This is a genomic window from Streptomyces sp. NPDC001617 (genome assembly GCF_053596855.1).
In genome coordinates this window covers 146,995-165,244 of sequence record NZ_JBSFHA010000003.1, presented here as the reverse complement: position 1 = coordinate 165,244, position 18,250 = coordinate 146,995, and the positions used below count along the sequence as shown (strand labels likewise).

Below are 18,250 nucleotides of genomic sequence, written 5' to 3'. Positions count from 1 at the left end.
GGCCACTGAGGGAGTGCCTCCCCGGCCGTTCGGCCCCCACCCTCACCATGACGCACCCCACCCCCCACCACCACGAACCACAACTCACCCCACCACCGCGAAGGAGGCGGACCACCGTGACGGTCGCCATACCCCTCACGCTCACGCGCGTCCGGAGCGTCACCGCCATCCGTCACCTCGCGCGCGGCAGCCTGCTGAGCCTGGCCGCCCTGCTGCTCGGCATCACCGCGCAGCTGCTGCTGGTCAGCGGCGCCCAGGAACACTCCGCGCAGCACGCCGCGTTCGACGAACTGCGCGGCCAACTCGCCCTGGGCACCGCCCCGGTGGCGCAGACCGACCAGCAGGGCGCACTGCTCGCGCCGGGCACACCGGTCGCGCTGATCGCCATCCCCAGGCTGGGGATGAGCCAGGTCGTCCTGGAGGGCACCGACTCGTCCGTCCTGACCGACGGCCCCGGTCACCGCCGGGACACCCCGATGCCCGGCCAGGCAGGCACCAGCGTTCTGATGGGCCGGGCCGCGGCCTACGGCGGTCCCTTCGGAAAGCTCGGCTCGCTCGCCGAGGGCGACCGCTTCACCGTGACCACCGGCCAGGGCAGGGCGACGTACCGGATCCTCGACGTACGACGGGCCGGCGACCCGGCGCCCGCCGCCGTGGCCACCGGCAGGGGCCGACTGGTCCTCGTCACCGCCACCGGACCGAGCTTCGTGCCGTCCGGCGTCCTGCGGGTCGACGCCGACCTGGTCTCCACGCCCTTCCAGACCCCGCAGGCGGTCATCCGCTCCGGCACGCTCCCGGCCTCCGAGGAGCCGCTGGCCCGCCCCTCCGGGGTGCCGTGGCCGCTGGTGATGTGGCTGCAGGCGCTGCTGCTGGCCGCCGTCGCCGCCGTAGGGGCCTGGCACCGCTGGGGCCGCCACCAGACATGGATCGTCTTCGCGCCGTTGGTCGCGGTGCTCGGCCTCCAGGTCGCGACGCGCACCACCGAGCTTCTGCCCAATCTGCTGTGACCCGCTGTGACCGCTTCCCGTGAGGTGTCCGACGTGACCGACGTGACCGACTCCCTGACCGACACGGTCGTCCTGCCGCCCGTGGAACCCGCCGAGGAATCAACCGCCCCCGGCCCCACCGCCCCCGCCACCCTGGAGGCGCGCGCCGTCTCCGCCTGGTTCGGCAGCCACCAGGTGCTGAGCCGGGTGTCGCTGACCATGCCCGCGGGCCGGGTGACCGCGCTCATCGGCCCGTCCGGCTGCGGCAAGTCCACGTTCCTGCGCACGCTCAACCGCATGCACGAGCTGATCCCGGCGGCGCAGTTCGCGGGCGAGGTGCTCTTCGAGGGCGAGGACGTCTACGACCCCTCCTGGCGCCTGACCGACGCCCGCCGCAGGATCGGCATGGTCTTCCAGAAGCCGAACCCGTTCCCCGCGATGTCGATCTACGACAACGTGGTGGCGGGCCTGCGCCTCACCGGCACCCGCGCGAGCCGCCGCGAGAGGGACGAGCTGGTGGAGGAGTCCCTGACCCGCGCCGGCCTCTGGAAGGAGGTCCGCGACCGGCTCCGCAAGCCCGGCGGCGCGCTCTCCGGCGGCCAGCAGCAACGCCTGTGCATCGCGAGGGCGTTGGCGGTCCGCCCCCGCGTCCTCCTGATGGACGAACCGTGCTCGGCCCTGGACCCCACCTCCACCCGCCGGGTCGAGGAGACCATCCAGGAACTGGCCGGTCAGGTCACGGTCGTCATCGTCACCCACAACATGCAGCAGGCGGCCCGCGTCTCCCAGCAGTGCGCGTTCTTCCTCGCCGAGCAGGGCACGCCGGGCGGCATCGTCGAGGCGGGCCCCACGGACGACATCTTCGGCACCCCGCAGGACTCCCGCACGGCGGACTACGTCGCGGGCCGCTTCGGCTGACCGCCCTTCTCCCACACGGGCACGGAGGGCAGTCCGCGTTCGGCGCGTGCCCGGTCGGTCAGCTCCTGTACGAGGGCGGTCTTGGCGCGCGCGTAGTCGCGGGCCGACGTGCCCGCCGCGACGAGCGCCCGCTTCAGCTCCCCGTACCGGGCGGCCTGATCGGGGTGGGCGCACAGGTAGTCGCGGAGGATCCGCTGATTGCGGGTGGGCCAGCTGTCGTACGACACCACGTGCAGGATGTGGCTGCGGACGCCGGCGTCGAAGCGGACGTAGAGGAGCCGGTCGGTCATGCCGTTGTCGTGCGGGCGGAAACCGAGGGCGGCGAGCGCCGGCTCGTGGGGGTCGACCTCGGCCAGGGTGCGGACGCCGCCGATGAGGTCGATGACGGGCTTGGCGGCGAGGCCGGGGACGGCGGTGGAGCCGATGTGCTCCAGTGCGAGGAAGAGTCCGGGGGCGGCGGCACGGAGGCCGGCCGCCGCCACGGCCGCCTGACGGGCCCAGTCGGGGTCGTGGTCCACGACGCGCACATCCGCCATCCGCCCGACCTCCCACTGCGCTCCGTTTGGGGTGATAATCGGCACATGAGTACGGCGACGTTTGTACTAGCGGCCACGTCGAGCCAGATACTCAGCGTGATCGGCGCCTTCGTCGGTGGAATGTTCATCGCCGGCGCGCTGGTCTGGGCCGTGCAGTTCGGCATGAAGGTCCGGGACCGCGAGCTTCCGCGGCCGCTCCCGGACGAGCAGCCCCACCTTCCCGAAGGCGGTGCCGTGCGCGAGATGCGCGAGCGGCGCGAACCGGACGAGGTTCCGCACTCGGCCGACGGGGAGCGGCTGACGCCCTACGAGCTCCACACCTCCGGGAGCAGGACAGGAAAGGATCAGCGACGCCGGCGCTGGATGCCCGGCTCCAGCGGCTCCTTCGGCAGCGGCGGCCTGGGCCTCAGGTAGCGCACGCCCGGGGTGACCTCTCAGGCCATCCAGAAGAAGACCGCCGTCATCCGCTTCTCCTCCAGCGTCTTACCGGAGTAACCGGTGGCGCTGTGCACCAGGTTGGCGTTGTAGAGGAGCAGGCGGTTGTACTTGTGCGGGACGCGTACGTCCTCCTCGAAGTGGTTCCCGGGCACGAACCGGGTACCGAGCGCCTCCACCAGGTTGTTGTGCGGGGCCTGGACGATGTTGCCGCCGAGCCGGCCGCCGGGCAGGGACTGGCGGTAGAAGGCGGTGCCGCAGTCCTTCGGCACATCCGGGTTGAGGTACAGCACGGCCGCGTAGCGGCACAGCGCGCGTGAGTCGGTGTGCGGCCGCGGCTCGCTCTCGCCCTCGCCGACGACCTGGACGCAGTTGTGGTTCAGCGTCCCGCCGCCGGGCGCCTTCTGCACCCACAGCTCCTTCGCCCCGGTCGCCTGCTTCACCAGGCGTTCCACGCGGGCGAGTTCACCGGGCTCCAGCCCCGGCATGGTGCGCAGCCCGGGCCAGGTCTCCGACGTGTACGGATACCCCTTGACCCAGTCGTCCTTCGCCAGACAGCGTGCGCGTACGGCGCCCACGTCGGGCAGGACGTCGTCGAACACCCAGTAGTCGCGGCCCTTGGTGGGCTTGCGGTACGGCAGGACGGGCAGGGCCGTGGGGACCCTGGGCGGTGGCTGTGGGGTCATGGCCCGAATCTAGGTCGAGGATTCACCTCGACTCTCCCGCCAACTGGTCAACATTCCGTCAACCATTGTCATGCCCACCATCAGCTGGAATGGCGCGACAACTCCGCATGGCGCGGCTCACACCCGCCGTTCTTTACCAAATCAAAAGGTTCCGGGGCCTGTTCGCGTCCGTACTCCTCTCCGTCCGACCCCCCGCCGAACGACCAAGGGCGGGACCCTCGACCGGGCAGGAGGCACGGTGCGTTTTTCGCGGAATGCGACGGGAACTCTCTTTGTGGGCGGTGCCCTGAGCCTGACTCTCGCCGCACTCGCCTACCCCTCGATGCTCGGGGTCAACACCGTGTCCAGTTCGGCGACGAAAGTCATCGCGCAGACCCAGTGGGGACCGCTGACAGAAGGGGACCGGGACTTCGTGGTCAAGGTGCGGGCTGCCGGTCTGTGGGAGTACCCGGTCGGGCAGTTGGGGCTGCAGAAGGGGCAGAGTGCCGCGGTCAAGACCGCGAGCAAGCACCTGATCGACGGTCACGCGGCGCTGGACACCAGCTGCCGCAAAATCGCGACGATGCTCAACATCACCATCCCCAACCTGCCCAGCCCCCAGCAGCAGGGCTTCGTCAACACGCTCAAGGCGGACAGCGGCAAGCAGTTCGACACCGACTTCGCCAACATCCTGCGGGTGACGCACGGTTCGATCTTCAACACGATCGCGAAGATCCGCTCGACGACCAAGAACACGGTCGTGCGGGCGCTGGCCGACCAGGCCAACGCGACCGTGCTGGACCACATCACGGTCATGGAGAACACCGGGCTGGTCAACTTCGACCAGGTCCTCTTCCAGGAGACGACCCCGCCGAAGCTGCCCGCCAAGGACCTCACCCCGCCACCCCCGGCCGCCGGCCAGCCCGAGATCGTGCTCACGCCTCCGGCGGACAGCACCACCCAACCGCCGGTCCTGCCGGGCGAGTCGTCGTCCGGTGCGGGCGCCGGCCCGAGCCCGAGCAGCCCGACTGTGGGGTGAGCGACGGGTGCCGGAAGCACTCACTCCCGGTTGTGTCGAAATTGTGATGGACCGTTGAACTATCCCTGCGTCACCGCAGGTTGACAGGGTTCGATCACGGGATGGACCATGTGAGCGCACTGAGGCACATGTGACCAATGAGCCCGGTGTTACCCAGACCATCCACCCCGGTACGGCCGGCCGCCGCATGCCCGCGCATTCCTGTGCCCACATGCTGCCCGCGCCGCCGTACCGGGTGCCGCACATGCCGAAGTGGGGATCCCGCATGTCCATAGCGAGACGTGTCACCGCCCGCCGCGTGCTGGGGACGGGCGCCGCGTCGCTCGCCCTCTGCGCCGCCACCGTCGCCGCCGCCTCCGGCGCCTGGGCGCACGGTGGTGCCCCCGGCGGCGACGGCTGGAAGTCCGGCGGGAGCTACAAGCCCGGCACGGGCGCCGGCACCAAGACGGAGACCGACCGCTGCCAGTTCTCCCTCGACGGCACGAACTTCTACGACTCGGTCAAGGTCGACGACCAGAACCTGAAGCCCACCGAGGACGGCAAGGTCCACATCAAGGTCCGCACCGCTGGTGACGCCGCCACCTGCACCGCCTCGCTCGCCTCCTACCTGGCCCACGGCGCGACCTTCGCCACCTCCGGCCAGCAGGTCTTCGTCGACTTCGACACCGTCACGGTGAAGCCCGGCCAGACCGACTCCCTCGACATCGCGGTGCCGAACGCCGGCTGCTTCGCGCAGATCGACCTGTACCGGGGCGCCACCAAGTTCGACGGCAAGCTGGACGCCAAGGACGGCTTCGAGCACGGCGACCTGCCGGCCGGCCCGGACCACGCGGTCATCAAGGACAAGCTGATCGCCTCCTGGAACGGCGGCAGCAAGGACTGCACGACCACCGAGTCGCAGCCCCCGACCACCCCGCCCGCCTCCACCCCGCCGGCGTCCTCGACCCCCTCGACCCCGGCCGAGGAGAGCTCGACCCCGACGCCGAGCGCCTCCGAGCCGACGTCCACCGACACCCCGGTCGCCTCCGCGTCCACCTCCGTCCCCGCCGCCACGCCCAGCAGCGGCGGCGGCCTCGCGGAGACCGGCGGCGGCAGCGACTCCGGCCTCATCGCCGGCGGCGCCGCGGTCCTGCTGGCGGGCGGTGCGGCGATCCTCGTCGCGAACCGTCGGCGCCGTACGACCCGCTCCTGATCCACTCCCGAACGACGAACGCCCCGGGGACCCCCGCTCCGGGGCGTTCGTCATGTGTGAACACCGGTCCGGCCGACGTCAGACGCCTTCCACGGTCTCCAGGTACAGCTTCACGAACCGCTGCACGTCCACCTCCAACGCCACGTCCACCAGCGGCTGTTCACGCGCGGTCCCGTGGATCTCGGACTCGCCGGGCCGGGGCCGCCGGTCGACGATGGTCTGGCCGCGGGTCGGGCCCGGGGCGAGGGAGACCTCGACCGGCAGCGGGCGGGTGGTGATCCCCGCCGGATCGACGACCGTGCACACCGCGCCCGCGTCGCCGAGACCGCCCGCCTCCTCGGCCTCGGGGGCCTCGCCCGGATGGGCCGGCCGGTGGGCGAGGAGCTCGCCGGCGAGCCGGGCACCCGGTTCCGCGCTCGCCCGCAACCGGTGCACGTCGGCACCGGGGACGACGACCTGCGTGAAAACGTCCAGGCCGTACATCGTGATCGGCACCCCCGCGGTCAGCAGCACCGCTGCGGCCTCCGGGTCGTGCCACACATTGAACTCGGCGACCGGCGTGGCGTTCCCGGTGGCCACCGCTCCGCCCATGAAGACGATCCGCTCGATGTTGCGGGTGACTTCGGGGTGCGTACGGAGCAGCAGGGCGATGTTGGTGAGCGGCGCGGTGGGAATCAGGGTCACGGGCCGCGGGGACGCGAGGATCTCCCGGCGCAACAGGGTCACCGCGTCCACATCCACCGGTTCACGGGTCGGCGCGGGCAGCCCGAGGTCGCCCATGCCGTCGGAGCCGTGCACATGCCGTGCCGACCGCGCGGGCTCGATCAACGGCCGCTCGGCGCCCCGGGCGACGGGGATGTCCGGGGCGCCGGCCTGCTCCAGCACGGTGAGGGTGTTGCGGACGACCCCGTCCACGTCCGTGTTCCCGGCGACACAGGTGACCGCGCGCAGATCGAGCCCCGGGTGCCGTACGGCGAACAACAGGGCCAGGGCGTCGTCGACACCGGTGTCACAGTCGATGATCACCGGAATGGTCTGACCGGACGTCACGACGGTCTCCTCTCCACCGGGGCCGGGGCCCTGTCGTCATTCCTCCCGTACGGCAGCGACCTTACGACGTCGAGGTGCCCCGGGTGCCCTCACGAGGCCGCCTCCCACAGCTCGCCGCCGCGCGCCTCGATCCGCTCGCCGATCCCGCGCAGCAGCTCGGCGCCGGACACCGCACCCGGCCGACGGCCGTCCCGGAGCCGTAGCGCCACCAGGTCGCCGGCCTCTGCCTCCCGTTCCCCGATCACCGCCTGGTACGGGACCAGTCGTGCGGCCCTGATCCGGGCGCCGAGGCTGCCGTGCTCGGGGCCGGCGAGTTCCACCCGCACGCCGTCCCGCTCCGCCCTCCGCACCAACTCCTCCGCCCGCGGCCGCTGTTCCTCCGCCACCGGCAGCACCACCAGCTGCACGGGGGCGAGCCACACCGGGAAGGCGCCGCCGTGTTCCTCGACGAGCTGGGCGACGGCCCGCTCCACGCTGCCGATGATGCTGCGGTGCACCATGACCGGCCGGTGTTTCGCGCCGTCGGCGCCGATGTAGTGGAGGTCGAAGCGTTCGGGCTGGTGGAAGTCGATCTGGACGGTGGAGAGGGTGGCCTCGCGCCCGGCGGAGTCGACGACCTGTACGTCGATCTTGGGCCCGTAGAAGGCGGCCTCGCCCTCGACGGCCTCGTACTCCACACCGACGCCGTCCAGCACCTCACGGAGCAGGGCGGTGGCCCGCTCCCAGAGGGCCGGATCGGCCACGTACTTGCCGCCCTCGCCGGGGAGCGACAGACGGTACCTGGCCGCACGGATGCCGAGGTCGTCGTAGGCCCGTCCGATGAGGTCCAACGCACCCCGGGCCTCCTCCACCGCCTGCTCCAGGGTGCAGAAGATATGGGCGTCGTTGAGCTGGATGGACCGTACGCGGGTGAGCCCACCGAGCACACCCGACAGCTCGGAGCGGTACATGCCTCCCAACTCGGCGATCCGCAGGGGAAGTTCGCGGTAGCTGTGCGACCGGGAGCGGTAGATGAGCGCGTGATGGGGACAGAGACTCGGCCGCAGCACCACCTCCTCGCTGCCCAGCTTCATCGGCGGGAACATGTCCTCGTTGTAGTGGGACCAGTGACCGGAGATCTCGTACAGCTCGCGCTTGCCGAGGACGGGCGAGTACACATGCCGGTAGCCGGCGGCGCGCTCGGCCTCGCGGACGTACTCCTCCAGCGCGTGCCGCACGATCGCCCCGTCGGGCAGCCAGTACGGCAGCCCCGCGCCCATCAGCGGATCGGTGTCGAACAGGTCCAGCTCACGGCCGAGACGGCGGTGGTCGTACATGGTCGTTCTCCTCACGGTGGAAGGGGCGAGCGGCCACGACGAAGCCCCGGGGCACTCGCCCCGGGGCTTCGGACGTCCAGTCCATGCTTCAGCGCGCCGGGACACTCTCCGGCGTCGTCGTGAGGTGCTGCTGGGCGCGCTGCATGGGGGGAGAGTAGCGGGGGGTGGGGTCGGGCGCGACGGGTTTTTCCTTCGGCGGGGACCAGGCCCGCAGGGCCGATCGGGGGGTCCAGGGGGCGAGGAAAGTCGCCCGGACGGACCGGAGCGTTGGTGGGCGAGGGCATGCGGTGGTCCCTTGGAGGCACTGCCGCTGATCCACGCCCGTTCTCCAGGAGGCCCGATGCCCCGCACCCCCGCCCGCGTCCTCGCCGCCTCCGCCCTCACCGCCCTCTCCGCCACCACCCTCCTCACCGCGACGGCCTGCACAGCCGGCACCTCCGCGGCCAAGGCGCCCGCCCGCTCCGCCAAGCAGTCCCCGACCGCTCCCCGCGTCCTCACCCAGGCCCAGGCCCAGGCCGCCCTCGTCACCGCGAACGACCTCGGCGACCCCTGGACCCCGACACAGGGTGCCGCGACCTGGCGGGACGGGGTGTTGAAGGCGACCACCGAGTCCCCCGACTGCCGTCGCCTCCTCGACGCCCTCTATGCCGACGACCTGTTCGGCGCGAGCGGCGGGGCCCGGGCCGTGGTCGGGTTCGACGACGCGATGGACCAGGCCCAGCTGCGCTACCAGGTCCTCGCCCTGAACGCCGCCGACGTGGACCGCACCCTGGCCTGGCTGGAGTCGCTGCCGAGGACATGCGGCACGTTCACCGCGGTCACCGCACGCGGCGCCGGACAGAACGTGGAGGTGAAGGGGGTCGAGCTGCCGAAGGTCGGGGACGCGCGCCAGGGCCTGCGGGTCACGCTGAGCGGCGAGACCGCGGACGGCGACCCGACCGTGCTCACCCTGGACGTCGCCGCGGTCCGTATCGGTGGCGACACGATCGCCGTCACCCACGGCGGCCTGGGCGACGTCTCGGCGGACGCGACGAGGGCGGCCGTACAGACAGGGGTGCAGCGGCTGTCCGAGATCAGGAGGTCGGGGAGGGTCGAGGTCTGAGATCCACGGCAGGGCGCTGGCCGAGCCGCTCCACCGCGTCCTTGGCCTCCTTCAGGTCGGCCCCGGTGGCCTCCCGGTACACCTTGATCGCCTGGATCTTCTTGCCGTCCCGCAGCAGCTCGGCCACCTCGCCCTGCCACGGCTCCGTCGCCTGCAGTCCCAGGTGGTCGAGGATCAGGTCGAGTTTGCGCTCGACCCGGGCGGCTCGCTTGTCCGCTCGGGAGATCCGGTTCTCGATGCTGCCGACGCCGACGAGGAAGAACAGGGCGGCCAGGGAGTAACCCAGTATGTCCATGCCGGCGATCCTAGTGACCGCCGTGTCCCCCACCACCGGGCTCGCCAGCACCGGGCTCGCCACCCTCGGACCCGTCCCCGTCGAACCGCCTCCGGTGCGCGACCACGTCCCGCGCCACCTCCAGCACCGTACGGTCGTGCGCGAACGCGTGCGCCCGCAACCGGGCCAGCGCCTCGTCCGCGTCGATCCCGAGCTGCGCCATGATCATGCCGATGGCCTGGTAGATCTCGTCGTGGTCGGTGGCCAGGCCGCTGAGCCACTGCTCCGCCTCCCGGCCGTCGTTCTCCTCGCGCGGCAGCGCCACGAGGGCGACCGTCATGACCCCGGCCACCAGCCGCGCGGTCCACCACTGGCGCTCGGTGAGCGCGCCCGGGGTGTCGCGGTAGAGGTCGAGGGTGCCGACGCAGACCGTGCCGTTGCCCAGCGGCACCGAGTACACGGCACCGACGCCGAGCGCCGCCGCCTGGTGCGCGAAGACCGGCCGGCGTTGCCGGTCCCGGCCGCCGGTCAGGTCGCAGGCGAGGACGGGGGCGCCGGCGTCGGAGGCGGACAGGCTGGGCCCGTCACCGAGGGTGGCCTGGAGTTCCGCGAGGTGCGAGGCCCTGTCACTACTGGCGCCGATCCGGACGGGCAGCCCCTCGGAGCGCAGGGACACGCTCGCCCCGGCCACCGGCAGCAGCGTTCCGCCGCCGCGCACAGCCGCCCGGGGATCTCCGCCGGCCGGGCACCCCGCACCTTCTCGGCGATCACCTCGGCGGCCCGGGCCCGTTCCGGGTCCCTCCCGTTCCCGGCCTCGTGGGCGTCGTCGCCGCCGAAGCCGGGATCGTCGCCGCCCAAGCCGTACCGGTCGGCGTCGGGCCGCACGGCCACCGCCTCCCTCGCTCGCAGAGGCCCCCGTTCTGATCTCCCGGAGCGGACCACCGAGCCGGGGGAGTGCCAGGAACTCGTGCCACGCCCGCTCGGGAGCGCTGCACGACTACCCCTGCCGTCGGGGGCGAAACGGGCCGGGCCGCCCATTGATTGCCCTGGTGGGAGGGGGATGCCAATCAACGCCCCGGTTGCCAGCCTCGGTCCTGCAACGCCCCTGACACCACCTGGAGCGAGACCATGAGCACCAAGAATCTCCACCGAAAAGCATCACCCGCCCGGCCCCCCCGGCGCACGCTGCCTCTGTTCCGTACGGCCGTCGCGTCGATGGTGGCGCTGGTGGCGGCGGTGACCCTGCTGACGGGCAGCGGCACGGCCGCCTTCGCCACCCCCGGGCGCAACGTCTGTCCCGGAGGGTTCCTGTCGGGCACGGGCTCCGACGACGCCTGCCCCGAGATCCACAACGAGGACCTCCTGCCGCAGCCGGAGATGCCCGCGACCGTGTACCGCGGGGACGACCGCTCGACGGACACGATCTTCCGCAACGGCTTCACGGCCCGCGGCTTCAACTACGACCTCCAGCACCACGTCCACGGCGGGAACGCCGCCTCGGACAGCGGCTTCGTCTCGACGACCGGCACGCTGGGGGTCGCGGAGTACTTCACGGAGGGCCAGGCGCAGCAGGTCCTGATGGGGATCGCGATCCGACGCGACTGCCAGTCGGGCGCCTACCGGGCCTGGATCTGGGTCCCGGTGATCGGGCGGATGCTGCAGAACGAGTGCGAGGGCGGCGACGTGACCACGCACACGTACGTCTACGAGATCGACACGGCGCTGGCGCGCAACGCGCAGTACGTCCCCGCCCAGCTCGCGAACGCCTCGGGCGTCGCCGAGCTCCTCCGGCAGGACGAGTGGGCCTACGACCACTGGATCCCGGCCTACGCGATCCGCGGCGTCCGCGTCTACACCGCGACGGCGCACCAGCGCCGCGGGTTCCTCACCTCGCGGCCCGTCCTCCGCTTCGACCGCTACATCCCCAACCCCAACCACCGCAGGCCCTTCCGCGCCTACGACCCGACCGAGGACCCGAACTCCCGCTTCACCACCCACACCAACCTGAACGTGCCCCCGCAGCAGGCCAACCAGTACAACCGCGGCTGCTCGGCGATCGACCGCTGCCGCGGCGGCAACGGCTGACGCCTCTCACAGGGATCGGCCGACTCCTTCATCTGCCGGCCCGATGCGGCATCGAGCACCGACGGCCACGCGCCGTCGCTGCCGAGCTTGCCCACGTCCGTCGGTCTTTCCGCTGAGGCCGCCCTGACCCACCTGAGGGGCGCGGGGAACTGCGCGATGAGCCACAACGAACCCGCCGCCGACAACGGTCACAGTGGTGGTTGCGCCGGCGCCGGACCGAGCGTCGTGGTCCCCGGCGCCGTCCGGTGCCCCAACCCCGTCCGATAGGCATCCAACGCCGCCTCCACCCGTCCGGTACGGCGCAACAAGTCCCCCAACAGGCGGCACAGATCAGCCAGGTCCCCCGCCGCTCCCGCCCGCTCCAGCAGACTCAACGCCCGCACATAGTGCTCCTCCGCCCCCTCCGTGTCCCGCGCGTCCTCGGCGATGATCCCGAGCAACCGATGCGCGGCGGCGGAATGCAGCGCACCCCGCTCAGAACTCAGATCGCTCAACGTCTCGTGCAGCAGCGTGGAAGCCTCCTCCGACTTCCCCCGGCGATGCAGCACATCCGCCAGCTCCACCGCGACCTGGCTGCTGTACAGCGCCGCCCGCCCCGCCGCCAGCATCTCCAGCGCCTGTCTCAACTCCCCTTCGGCAAGCTTGAGTTCACCGTTCTGGGCATACACATAGCCCCGCATCCAGTGACAGTTGGCGAGCTCGGTCCGCAGCTGCAGCGTCCGATACAGCTCCGCCGCCTTCGCCAAGGACACGTCCGCCTCGGCCAGCCGCCCCTCCGCGAGCAGCGTACGGGCGACGGACCGGTGCATACGGGCGACAAGAGCCGGGTCGCCGGCCCGCGGCGCCAGCGCGAGCGCCAACTCGGCGGCCTGCGCGGCACGCGCCTGCGCGCCCATGTCCATGTAGGGCCCGATGATGCTGGCGTACAACAGCAGCAGGGCATCGGGGTCGTGCAGCCCACCCCGGTTCAGCTCGTCGAGGGTGGACTCCAACAGGTAGACGGCGTACCGCAGTTCACCCGCGAGATAGTGCGACACCGCCCGCCCCCGCAGGGCCGGGACCCGCGCGGGCAGCGGCGCGTCGGCGAGGACGTTCTCGGCCCGCTCGAAGTACTCCCGCGCATCGGTGAGTTCGCCGGTGTCGATGGCGGACTCCCCCAGCCCCAGCAGCGCGACGGCCTGCACATCGGCGAGGTCGTGCGCCTCGGCCTCGTCCAGCAGCGCCGTGTACTGCTCGGCGGCCCGCTCGGCCTCCCCGCCGGCGAGCGTGCGCTGCGCCTCGGTGAGTCTGAGGCGGAGGTCGGTGGCGAGGCGGGCCGGACGCCCGGTGACCAGCTCCTCGTACGCCACCCCGAGCCGTACGGCGATGTGCCTCAGCGCCTCGTCGGAGGCGCGTACGCGGCCGGCCTCCAGGGTGGAGATGTAGGCAGGGGTGTACGCGGGCTCGGCGAGCTGCTTCTGCGTCAGCCCGCGCTCGGTTCTCAGCTGTTGCACCCGGCGCCCGATGGTGCCCGGATCGTCACGCTCCGACACGCCCAACTCCCCCTGGCCCTCTTGCTGTTCGCCCCCGTCGACCCCTAGGTTAAGCCACGGATTAAACATGCTTAACCCGTTGCTGTAACCACCGCTGTTGCGAGGTCGCCGTGCACGAACGCACCAGCCCCACCGAGCGTTACACAAGAGGCTTCGCCGCCGCGCTGATAGCGGTGGCCACCCTGGTCCTGGCGGCGAACGCGGGACCGGCGAGAGCGGCGGCCCCGGACCAACAGGTGAGCCAGGTGCAGCAGACCCACCAGGCCCGCTAACCTCCGCACACCTTCCGGTACGCCACTCCGGGCACGTACGTCTTCCACTGCGCCCGCGTCAGCTCGGCGCCATCCTCCCGCGCGCACACCGTCCCGATCGCCTGCGCCGGGTCCACGGTGTAGCGCTGGAGGGGTACGTGGTCGCTGCCCGCGTACACCGTGGTGCCGTCGGCGCTGAAGGCGAGGGTGTCGACCTGTTCGCCGGACGTCGTCAACGGGTCGCCCAGCGGCTGCTGCGTGGCGATGTCCCACAGCTGGAGGCTGCCCGCCTCGCCGCCCACGGCGAGGGTCTTGCCGTCGGGGCTGACGGCGAGCGCGCTGACCGCCTCGGAGGTGTCGCCGAATGCGGCGTCGCCGATGTCGTCGGGGAGGGCGGAGAAGACGTTGCGCAGGATGCCGACGCGCTGGCGCAGCTTTCCGTCCCACAGGGCGACCCGGCCCGTCTGGTCGCCCGCGACGAACAGCGAGCCGTCCGGCGCGAAGGCGAGGGCGCCGATCTCGTCGCCCTGGACCAGGTCCTGGGCGGTGACCTTGCGGGGCAGGGTGACGACCCGGTTGTCACCGGCCAGGACCCGGTGGTCCGGAGATGCGGCCAGGTGGTTGCTGGAGAGGGAGGGCAGGACGGCCGTTCTGCGGGCGCGGGCCGTGTCCCAGACCTCGTTGCTCAGGGTGCCGGTGCCGCCGGCGGCGTTGCTGGAGAGAAGCGCCCGGGTGGTGTAGAGGGTGCGGGCGTCCGGGCCGAGGGCGAGAGCGATCACCGCCGCGGTCGGGGCCTTCGGGGCCAGGTCGAGGGTGGTGCGGGTACGGCGGCCCGTGACGTCCCAGATCGTCAGGGGCTGGCGGTTCGTGTCGCTGCTGGGGGCCGAGACGCCGTAGGCCAGGGCCTTGCTGTCGGGGGAGAAGGCCATGAGCGCGGAGGTGTCCGGCGGATACACCGGGTAGGACGGGTCGGTGGAGACGGGGAGTCGGGGGGCGGGCAGGGTGCGGATGAGGCGGCCGGTGGACGGGTCGCGCAGGTCCACGCGGTAGTGGTCGCCGGTGCGCCGGGCCGTGGCGAGGGTGCGGCCGTCGGGGCTGAGCAGCACCTTGTCCATGGGGCTGTCCTGCCAGGCGGAGGTGACCGCCGACGAGACGTCCAGCGCGTGCACGGTGCCGCCCTCCAGGTAGCGCAGCACGAGCCGCGAGGTGTCCCAGAGCAGACCGCCGTAGAGGTGCTGGTTGTTGAGGTTGTGCCGGAAGACGGGGGCGTCGACGCCCGGCCGCCACAGCCTGATCTCCCGAGCGTCGGCGGTCGCCACGAACCTGCCGTCGTCGCTGAAGGAGACGTAGGAGACGCCGGTGTCGGCGAGGTCGGCCAGCTGTTCGCCGGAGCGGATGTCCCAGACGAGCACACCGGTCGGGGTGAGCGCGGCCAGCTGCCGCCGGCCGCCGAGGACCAGGAGGGAGCGCTCGCTGCCGCAGATGCCGGCCGTGCGCTGCCAACGGCCCGACAGGGCGCGGCCGGTGCGCAGGTCCCGTACCTGGAGGGCGCCGTCGCCGTTCGGGCAGGCCGCGACCACGGAGCCGTCGGGGCTCGCCGCCACCACCGCCGAGTCCTTCGCCTTCGTGGCGAACAGCCGGCGGTCGTCCGAGATCGAGCGGACCTGCACGTCGGAGCTGGTCGTGTCGCTCACGAGATAGGTGCTGCCGGAGAACTCCACGGAGGCCGTCGCCGCCAGCTTTCCACCGCGCCAGTGACCTGTCACCGTGTCCCACAGCCGTACTCCGTCCGGGGAGCGGACCGAGAGCAGCCGTCCGTCGGGGCTGGCCGAATCCACGCTGCCGCCGGTCGGCACGCGCCCGGTGCCGGTCTGCCGCCGGGTCGAGGTGTCCCAGGTGCGCCAGGTGCCGTTCGCGACGCTGAGCAGCGTACGGCCGTCGTGGGTGAGGAAGCGCGCGGTGCCCTGGTCCAGGGTCGGGTCGCTGAAGATGTCCCGTTCCGGCTGGCCGAGCGAACCCAGCAGGGCGCCGCGGCTCTCCGGGAGGTGGGCCACCCGCCAGGCGGCGACGCCGAGGAGCTGGGCGGTGCGCGGGTCGGTGGTGCGCAGGCCCTCGGCGACGGAGGCGATGCGGCGGGCCGCGTCCTCGGTGGAGCGGCGCCGGTTGTCGCGGCTCTGGGTCCAGGCGGTCAGGGTGGCGACCAGTGCCACCGCGAGGACCGCCGACAGCACGCCGACCGCGGTCCGGGCCCGGCGTCTGGAGCGGGTGGCGATCCGGCGTTCGGCCTCGCGGGCCTGGCACGCGGCCACCAGGAAGGAACGTTCCGTCGCGGTCAGCGCCGGGTCGCTCTCATGGTCCGGGAAGTGCTCCTCGGCGCGGTCGAGGCGGGCGCCCCGGTAGAGGGCGCCGGGGTCGCGGTCGTGCTCGATCCAGGTGCGGGCGGCCTCGGTCAACGAGCGGTGGGCGCGCAGCCGTTCGCGGTCCTGCTCGATCCAGCCCTGCAGACGGGGCCAGCAGGTGATCAGCGCCTCGTGGGCGAGATGGACGCCTTCCTCGTCGGCGGTGAGCAGCCGGGCACGGGCCAGGCCCTCCACCACGACGGGGACATCCGGGTCGGCCCACTCGTCCAGCTCGGCACGGCTGAGCGGCCTTCGGGTGTCGAGGGTGCCGCGGCCGGGTTCGATCATCCGCAGCAGCAGTCGCCGGGCGGCCCGGCGGCGGGGCGGGGTCAGCTCCCCGTACACCTCCTCGGCGCTCGCCGCGATCGCGCCGCGCACCCCGCCGGCCGCCTCGTACGCGGCCAGCGTCAGCATCCGGCCCTTGCGCCGGCGCCAGGTCTCCAGGAGGGCGTGCGAGAGCATCGGCAGACCGCCGGGCTGGTCGAGGACCTCCTCGACGATCCGGGCGGTGAGTTCCCGCTCGACCAGGTGGCCGGCGGCCTGCGCCGGTCTGACCACGGCCTCGCGCAGCTCGTCGGCGTTCATCGGGCCGACCAGCAGGCCCGCGCCGCGCAGGGCGTCGGCCAGTTCGCGGTGCTCGGCGCAGCGGGGGAAGAAGTCGGCGCGCACGGAGATCAGCACGCGCAGCCGGCTCCGCGGGTCGCGGGCGGCGAGCAGCAGGTCCAGGAAGCGGGAGCGCTCGGCGCGGTCCCGGCACAGGGTGAAGGCCTCCTCGAACTGGTCGACCACGACCCAGCTCTCCGGCTCGCCCTCGGCGGGGGCGAGCAGATGGCCGTAGGTCTCGGCCGGTCTGTCGCCCGGGGTGAGCACGCGCAGGACCGCCGGGCGGTCGCGGGCCCCGATCTCGTGCTGGAGGCGGGGGATCAGTCCGGCCCGCAGCAGGGAGGACTTGCCACTGCCGGACGCGCCGAACAGCACCGCGAACCGGTGCTCGGAGACCAGGGCGCACAGGTCGTCGGCGAGCCGGTCGCGGCCGAAGAACAGCTCCCGGTCGGCCGGTTCGAACCGGGCCAGGCCCCGGTACGGCGGCGGCACGTCCTCGTCGGGCCGTGCCGTGCCGGAGGCCTCGGCCTCCGCCTCCTTCCAGCGCGGCTCCCACTCCTCGGGGTCGGCCCCGCACGCACGGGCGTACCCCTGCACCACGACGAGGGACGGCAAGCGCTCTCCCGCGGCGGCCTGTGAAAGGGTGGTCGCGGAGAAGCCGGCGGTCTTCGCCATCTCCCGGTACGAGGGACTACCGGCCTCCTGGCGCAGCTCGCGCAGTTGATGGGCGAGGCGCTGGACGGGCCCGGCCTCGGGGTCCAACGGTCGTTCGGGTCGGCCCACGGGGCAGTCACCTCTCGTACCACTGACGGCTTTCGTACGGCTTTCGTAGAGGTCGTAGGTGATGGCAACCTAACGTCCTGACAAACGGCGCGGAACCCGGTTCCCCGGAATTGATCGCTGTGACAAACAGGACACGCGCGCCTCACAGGTTTCCCATGGCTTGATCAGTTCGGCGAAAAGCCGCTGTGAGTTTGCAGAAAAGCCTTTCTGCGGCGCGCCCGACCTGCCAGTCTTCGGTCGCCTGGATGTCATGTCCGGGTCGAGCCCTCCGTCGACTGGAGCCCCCCATGCCCCACCGTCTGGCCCGAGCCGCCGCCGTGGCGGGCAGCGCCGCCGTCCTCGCCGTCGGCCTCGCCGGCAGTGCCCACGCGGGCGTGCTGCAGAACCTGCCCGAGAACGCGACGACATACGAGAAGAACTTCGAGCCGCTGTACGACTACGACACGGACAGCTGCTACCCGGCGGCCGCCATCGACCCGAGCGGCAACCTCAACGGCGGCCTCAAGCCGACCGGCTCGGTCACCGGCAGCTGCCGCACCGGCCACCTGGACCACGCGAACACCTACTCGCGGACCAAGTGCAACAACGGCTGGTGCGGAACCATCTACGCCAGCTACTTCGAGAAGGACGAGGCCTCTCCCGGCATCGGCCACCGCCACGACTGGGAGTGCATCGTCGTCTGGGTCAAGCAGGGCGACTCCACCCCGTCGTACCTGTCGGCCTCCCAGCACGGCGACTTCAGCACCAAGGCCGTGGCCGACGTGCCGATGAGCAGCCAGCGCGTCGAGGTCGTCTACCAGAAGGACGGCCTGAGCACCCATGACTTCCGGTTCGCCAAGTGGGGCGAGACCCCGGAGAACGACGACGGCGCCTGGCACCAGGAGAACCTGCTCACCTGGGAGAACCTGGCGTCCAACCTGCGCGACATCCTGAACGCCTCCGACTGGGGCGACGCGAACTTCCCGCTCCAGGACTCCAAGTTCGACGACCACCTGAACAAGGCGAAGCCGAGCGGGATCGCGTTCGATCCGTATGCGTGAGCGCCCTTGAAAAGTTGATCGCCCTGATGAAACGGGGCTGCCAA

17 protein-coding genes are annotated in these 18,250 nt (G+C 72.0%); 9 read left to right on the top strand and 8 right to left on the bottom strand.

The features are described from left to right. Window positions 1–116 precede the first annotated feature (116 nt). Both ACWC09_RS03700 and pstB read left to right on the top strand, forming a co-directional pair. On the top strand, window positions 117–1,007 hold the full coding sequence (locus ACWC09_RS03700) for a sortase (protein WP_450848123.1): 891 nt from the start codon (window positions 117–119) through the stop codon (window positions 1,005–1,007). A 132-nt stretch (window positions 1,008–1,139) separates the two neighbouring features. After that, window positions 1,140–1,904 (top strand): phosphate ABC transporter ATP-binding protein PstB, encoded by a 765-nt coding sequence (gene pstB, locus ACWC09_RS03695; RefSeq protein WP_450848295.1) that lies wholly within the window; start codon window positions 1,140–1,142, stop codon window positions 1,902–1,904. Here pstB and ACWC09_RS03690 read toward each other — a convergent pair. Further along, a complete protein-coding gene (locus ACWC09_RS03690; protein ID WP_450848121.1) occupies window positions 1,880–2,440 on the bottom strand; it encodes a GrpB family protein in 561 nt (186 codons plus the stop codon). The genes pstB and ACWC09_RS03690 overlap by 25 nt on opposite strands. Before the next feature lie 45 nt (window positions 2,441–2,485). On the opposite strand from ACWC09_RS03690, the gene ACWC09_RS03685 reads away from it, so the two are divergent. After that, window positions 2,486–2,854, top strand: coding sequence for a DUF6479 family protein (locus ACWC09_RS03685; RefSeq protein ID WP_450848119.1), 369 nt, complete (start codon window positions 2,486–2,488; stop codon window positions 2,852–2,854). 20 nt (window positions 2,855–2,874) lie between these two features. On the opposite strand, the gene ACWC09_RS03680 is transcribed toward ACWC09_RS03685, so the two are convergent. Continuing rightward, window positions 2,875–3,561: a DUF6445 family protein gene (locus tag ACWC09_RS03680; RefSeq protein WP_450848117.1), complete on the bottom strand. Its 687-nt coding sequence runs from the start codon at window positions 3,559–3,561 to the stop codon at window positions 2,875–2,877. 274 nt (window positions 3,562–3,835) lie between these two features. Here ACWC09_RS03680 and ACWC09_RS03675 point away from each other — a divergent pair, with 274 nt between their 5' ends. Continuing rightward, window positions 3,836–4,579 (top strand): DUF4142 domain-containing protein, encoded by a 744-nt coding sequence (locus ACWC09_RS03675; protein WP_450848115.1) that lies wholly within the window; start codon window positions 3,836–3,838, stop codon window positions 4,577–4,579. Window positions 4,580–4,844: 265 nt separating this feature from the next. Next, entirely contained in the window at window positions 4,845–5,771 is a 927-nt protein-coding gene (locus ACWC09_RS03670; protein WP_450848114.1) for an LAETG motif-containing sortase-dependent surface protein, read from the top strand. Window positions 5,772–5,849: 78 nt separating this feature from the next. Here ACWC09_RS03670 and ACWC09_RS03665 read toward each other — a convergent pair whose 3' ends face one another. After that, window positions 5,850–6,821: a nucleoside hydrolase gene (locus tag ACWC09_RS03665; protein ID WP_450848112.1), complete on the bottom strand. Its 972-nt coding sequence runs from the start codon at window positions 6,819–6,821 to the stop codon at window positions 5,850–5,852. Between the two features lie 89 nt (window positions 6,822–6,910). Further along, window positions 6,911–8,137: a threonine--tRNA ligase gene (gene thrS, locus ACWC09_RS03660; RefSeq protein WP_450848110.1), complete on the bottom strand. Its 1,227-nt coding sequence runs from the start codon at window positions 8,135–8,137 to the stop codon at window positions 6,911–6,913. Window positions 8,138–8,477: 340 nt separating this feature from the next. On the opposite strand from thrS, the gene ACWC09_RS03655 reads away from it, so the two are divergent. Beyond that, window positions 8,478–9,239 (top strand): hypothetical protein, encoded by a 762-nt coding sequence (locus ACWC09_RS03655; RefSeq protein ID WP_450848108.1) that lies wholly within the window; start codon window positions 8,478–8,480, stop codon window positions 9,237–9,239. On the opposite strand, the gene ACWC09_RS03650 is transcribed toward ACWC09_RS03655, so the two are convergent. Both ACWC09_RS03650 and ACWC09_RS03645 read right to left on the bottom strand, forming a co-directional pair. Then, window positions 9,211–9,534, bottom strand: a complete 324-nt coding sequence (locus ACWC09_RS03650) for a ribosomal protein L7/L12 (RefSeq protein ID WP_450848107.1) — start codon at window positions 9,532–9,534, stop codon at window positions 9,211–9,213. The genes ACWC09_RS03655 and ACWC09_RS03650 overlap by 29 nt on opposite strands. Before the next feature lie 10 nt (window positions 9,535–9,544). Then, a complete protein-coding gene (locus ACWC09_RS03645) occupies window positions 9,545–10,231 on the bottom strand; it encodes a GAF and ANTAR domain-containing protein (protein ID WP_450848105.1) in 687 nt (228 codons plus the stop codon). Window positions 10,232–10,641: 410 nt separating this feature from the next. On the opposite strand from ACWC09_RS03645, the gene ACWC09_RS03640 reads away from it, so the two are divergent. Then, window positions 10,642–11,598 (top strand): hypothetical protein, encoded by a 957-nt coding sequence (locus tag ACWC09_RS03640; RefSeq protein WP_450848103.1) that lies wholly within the window; start codon window positions 10,642–10,644, stop codon window positions 11,596–11,598. Between the two features lie 188 nt (window positions 11,599–11,786). On the opposite strand, the gene ACWC09_RS03635 is transcribed toward ACWC09_RS03640, so the two are convergent. Further along, window positions 11,787–13,130 carry a tetratricopeptide repeat protein gene (locus tag ACWC09_RS03635; RefSeq protein ID WP_450848101.1) on the bottom strand — a complete coding sequence of 448 codons (1,344 nt, stop codon included), beginning with the start codon at window positions 13,128–13,130 and terminating at the stop codon, window positions 11,787–11,789. A gap of 110 nt (window positions 13,131–13,240) precedes the next feature. Here ACWC09_RS03635 and ACWC09_RS03630 point away from each other — a divergent pair, with 110 nt between their 5' ends. Next, complete coding sequence (locus tag ACWC09_RS03630) at window positions 13,241–13,402, top strand: hypothetical protein (RefSeq protein WP_450848099.1); 162 nt, start codon at window positions 13,241–13,243, stop codon at window positions 13,400–13,402. Here ACWC09_RS03630 and ACWC09_RS03625 read toward each other — a convergent pair. Continuing rightward, the gene (locus ACWC09_RS03625; RefSeq protein ID WP_450848097.1) at window positions 13,399–17,166 is read right to left on the bottom strand and encodes an nSTAND1 domain-containing NTPase; all 3,768 of its coding nucleotides are present in this window, start codon (window positions 17,164–17,166) and stop codon (window positions 13,399–13,401) included. The genes ACWC09_RS03630 and ACWC09_RS03625 overlap by 4 nt on opposite strands. Before the next feature lie 287 nt (window positions 17,167–17,453). Between ACWC09_RS03625 and ACWC09_RS03620 the strand changes: the two genes are divergently transcribed. Further along, window positions 17,454–18,206: an NPP1 family protein gene (locus ACWC09_RS03620; protein WP_450848095.1), complete on the top strand. Its 753-nt coding sequence runs from the start codon at window positions 17,454–17,456 to the stop codon at window positions 18,204–18,206. Window positions 18,207–18,250: the final 44 nt, after the last annotated feature.

Excerpts from the sequence above, each read along its gene's own strand:
- ACWC09_RS03690 (WP_450848121.1), bottom strand. The coding sequence starts at position 2,440 with ATGGCGGATGTGCGCGTCGTGGACCACGACCCCGACTGGGCCCGTCAG.
- ACWC09_RS03670 (WP_450848114.1), top strand. The coding sequence starts at position 4,845 with ATGTCCATAGCGAGACGTGTCACCGCCCGCCGCGTGCTGGGGACGGGC.
- ACWC09_RS03685 (WP_450848119.1), top strand. The coding sequence starts at position 2,486 with ATGAGTACGGCGACGTTTGTACTAGCGGCCACGTCGAGCCAGATACTC.
- ACWC09_RS03655 (WP_450848108.1), top strand. The coding sequence starts at position 8,478 with ATGCCCCGCACCCCCGCCCGCGTCCTCGCCGCCTCCGCCCTCACCGCC.
- ACWC09_RS03620 (WP_450848095.1), top strand. The coding sequence starts at position 17,454 with ATGCCCCACCGTCTGGCCCGAGCCGCCGCCGTGGCGGGCAGCGCCGCC.
- ACWC09_RS03640 (WP_450848103.1), top strand. The coding sequence starts at position 10,642 with ATGAGCACCAAGAATCTCCACCGAAAAGCATCACCCGCCCGGCCCCCC.
- ACWC09_RS03650 (WP_450848107.1), bottom strand. The coding sequence starts at position 9,534 with ATGGACATACTGGGTTACTCCCTGGCCGCCCTGTTCTTCCTCGTCGGC.
- ACWC09_RS03680 (WP_450848117.1), bottom strand. The coding sequence starts at position 3,561 with ATGACCCCACAGCCACCGCCCAGGGTCCCCACGGCCCTGCCCGTCCTG.
- thrS (WP_450848110.1), bottom strand. The coding sequence starts at position 8,137 with ATGTACGACCACCGCCGTCTCGGCCGTGAGCTGGACCTGTTCGACACC.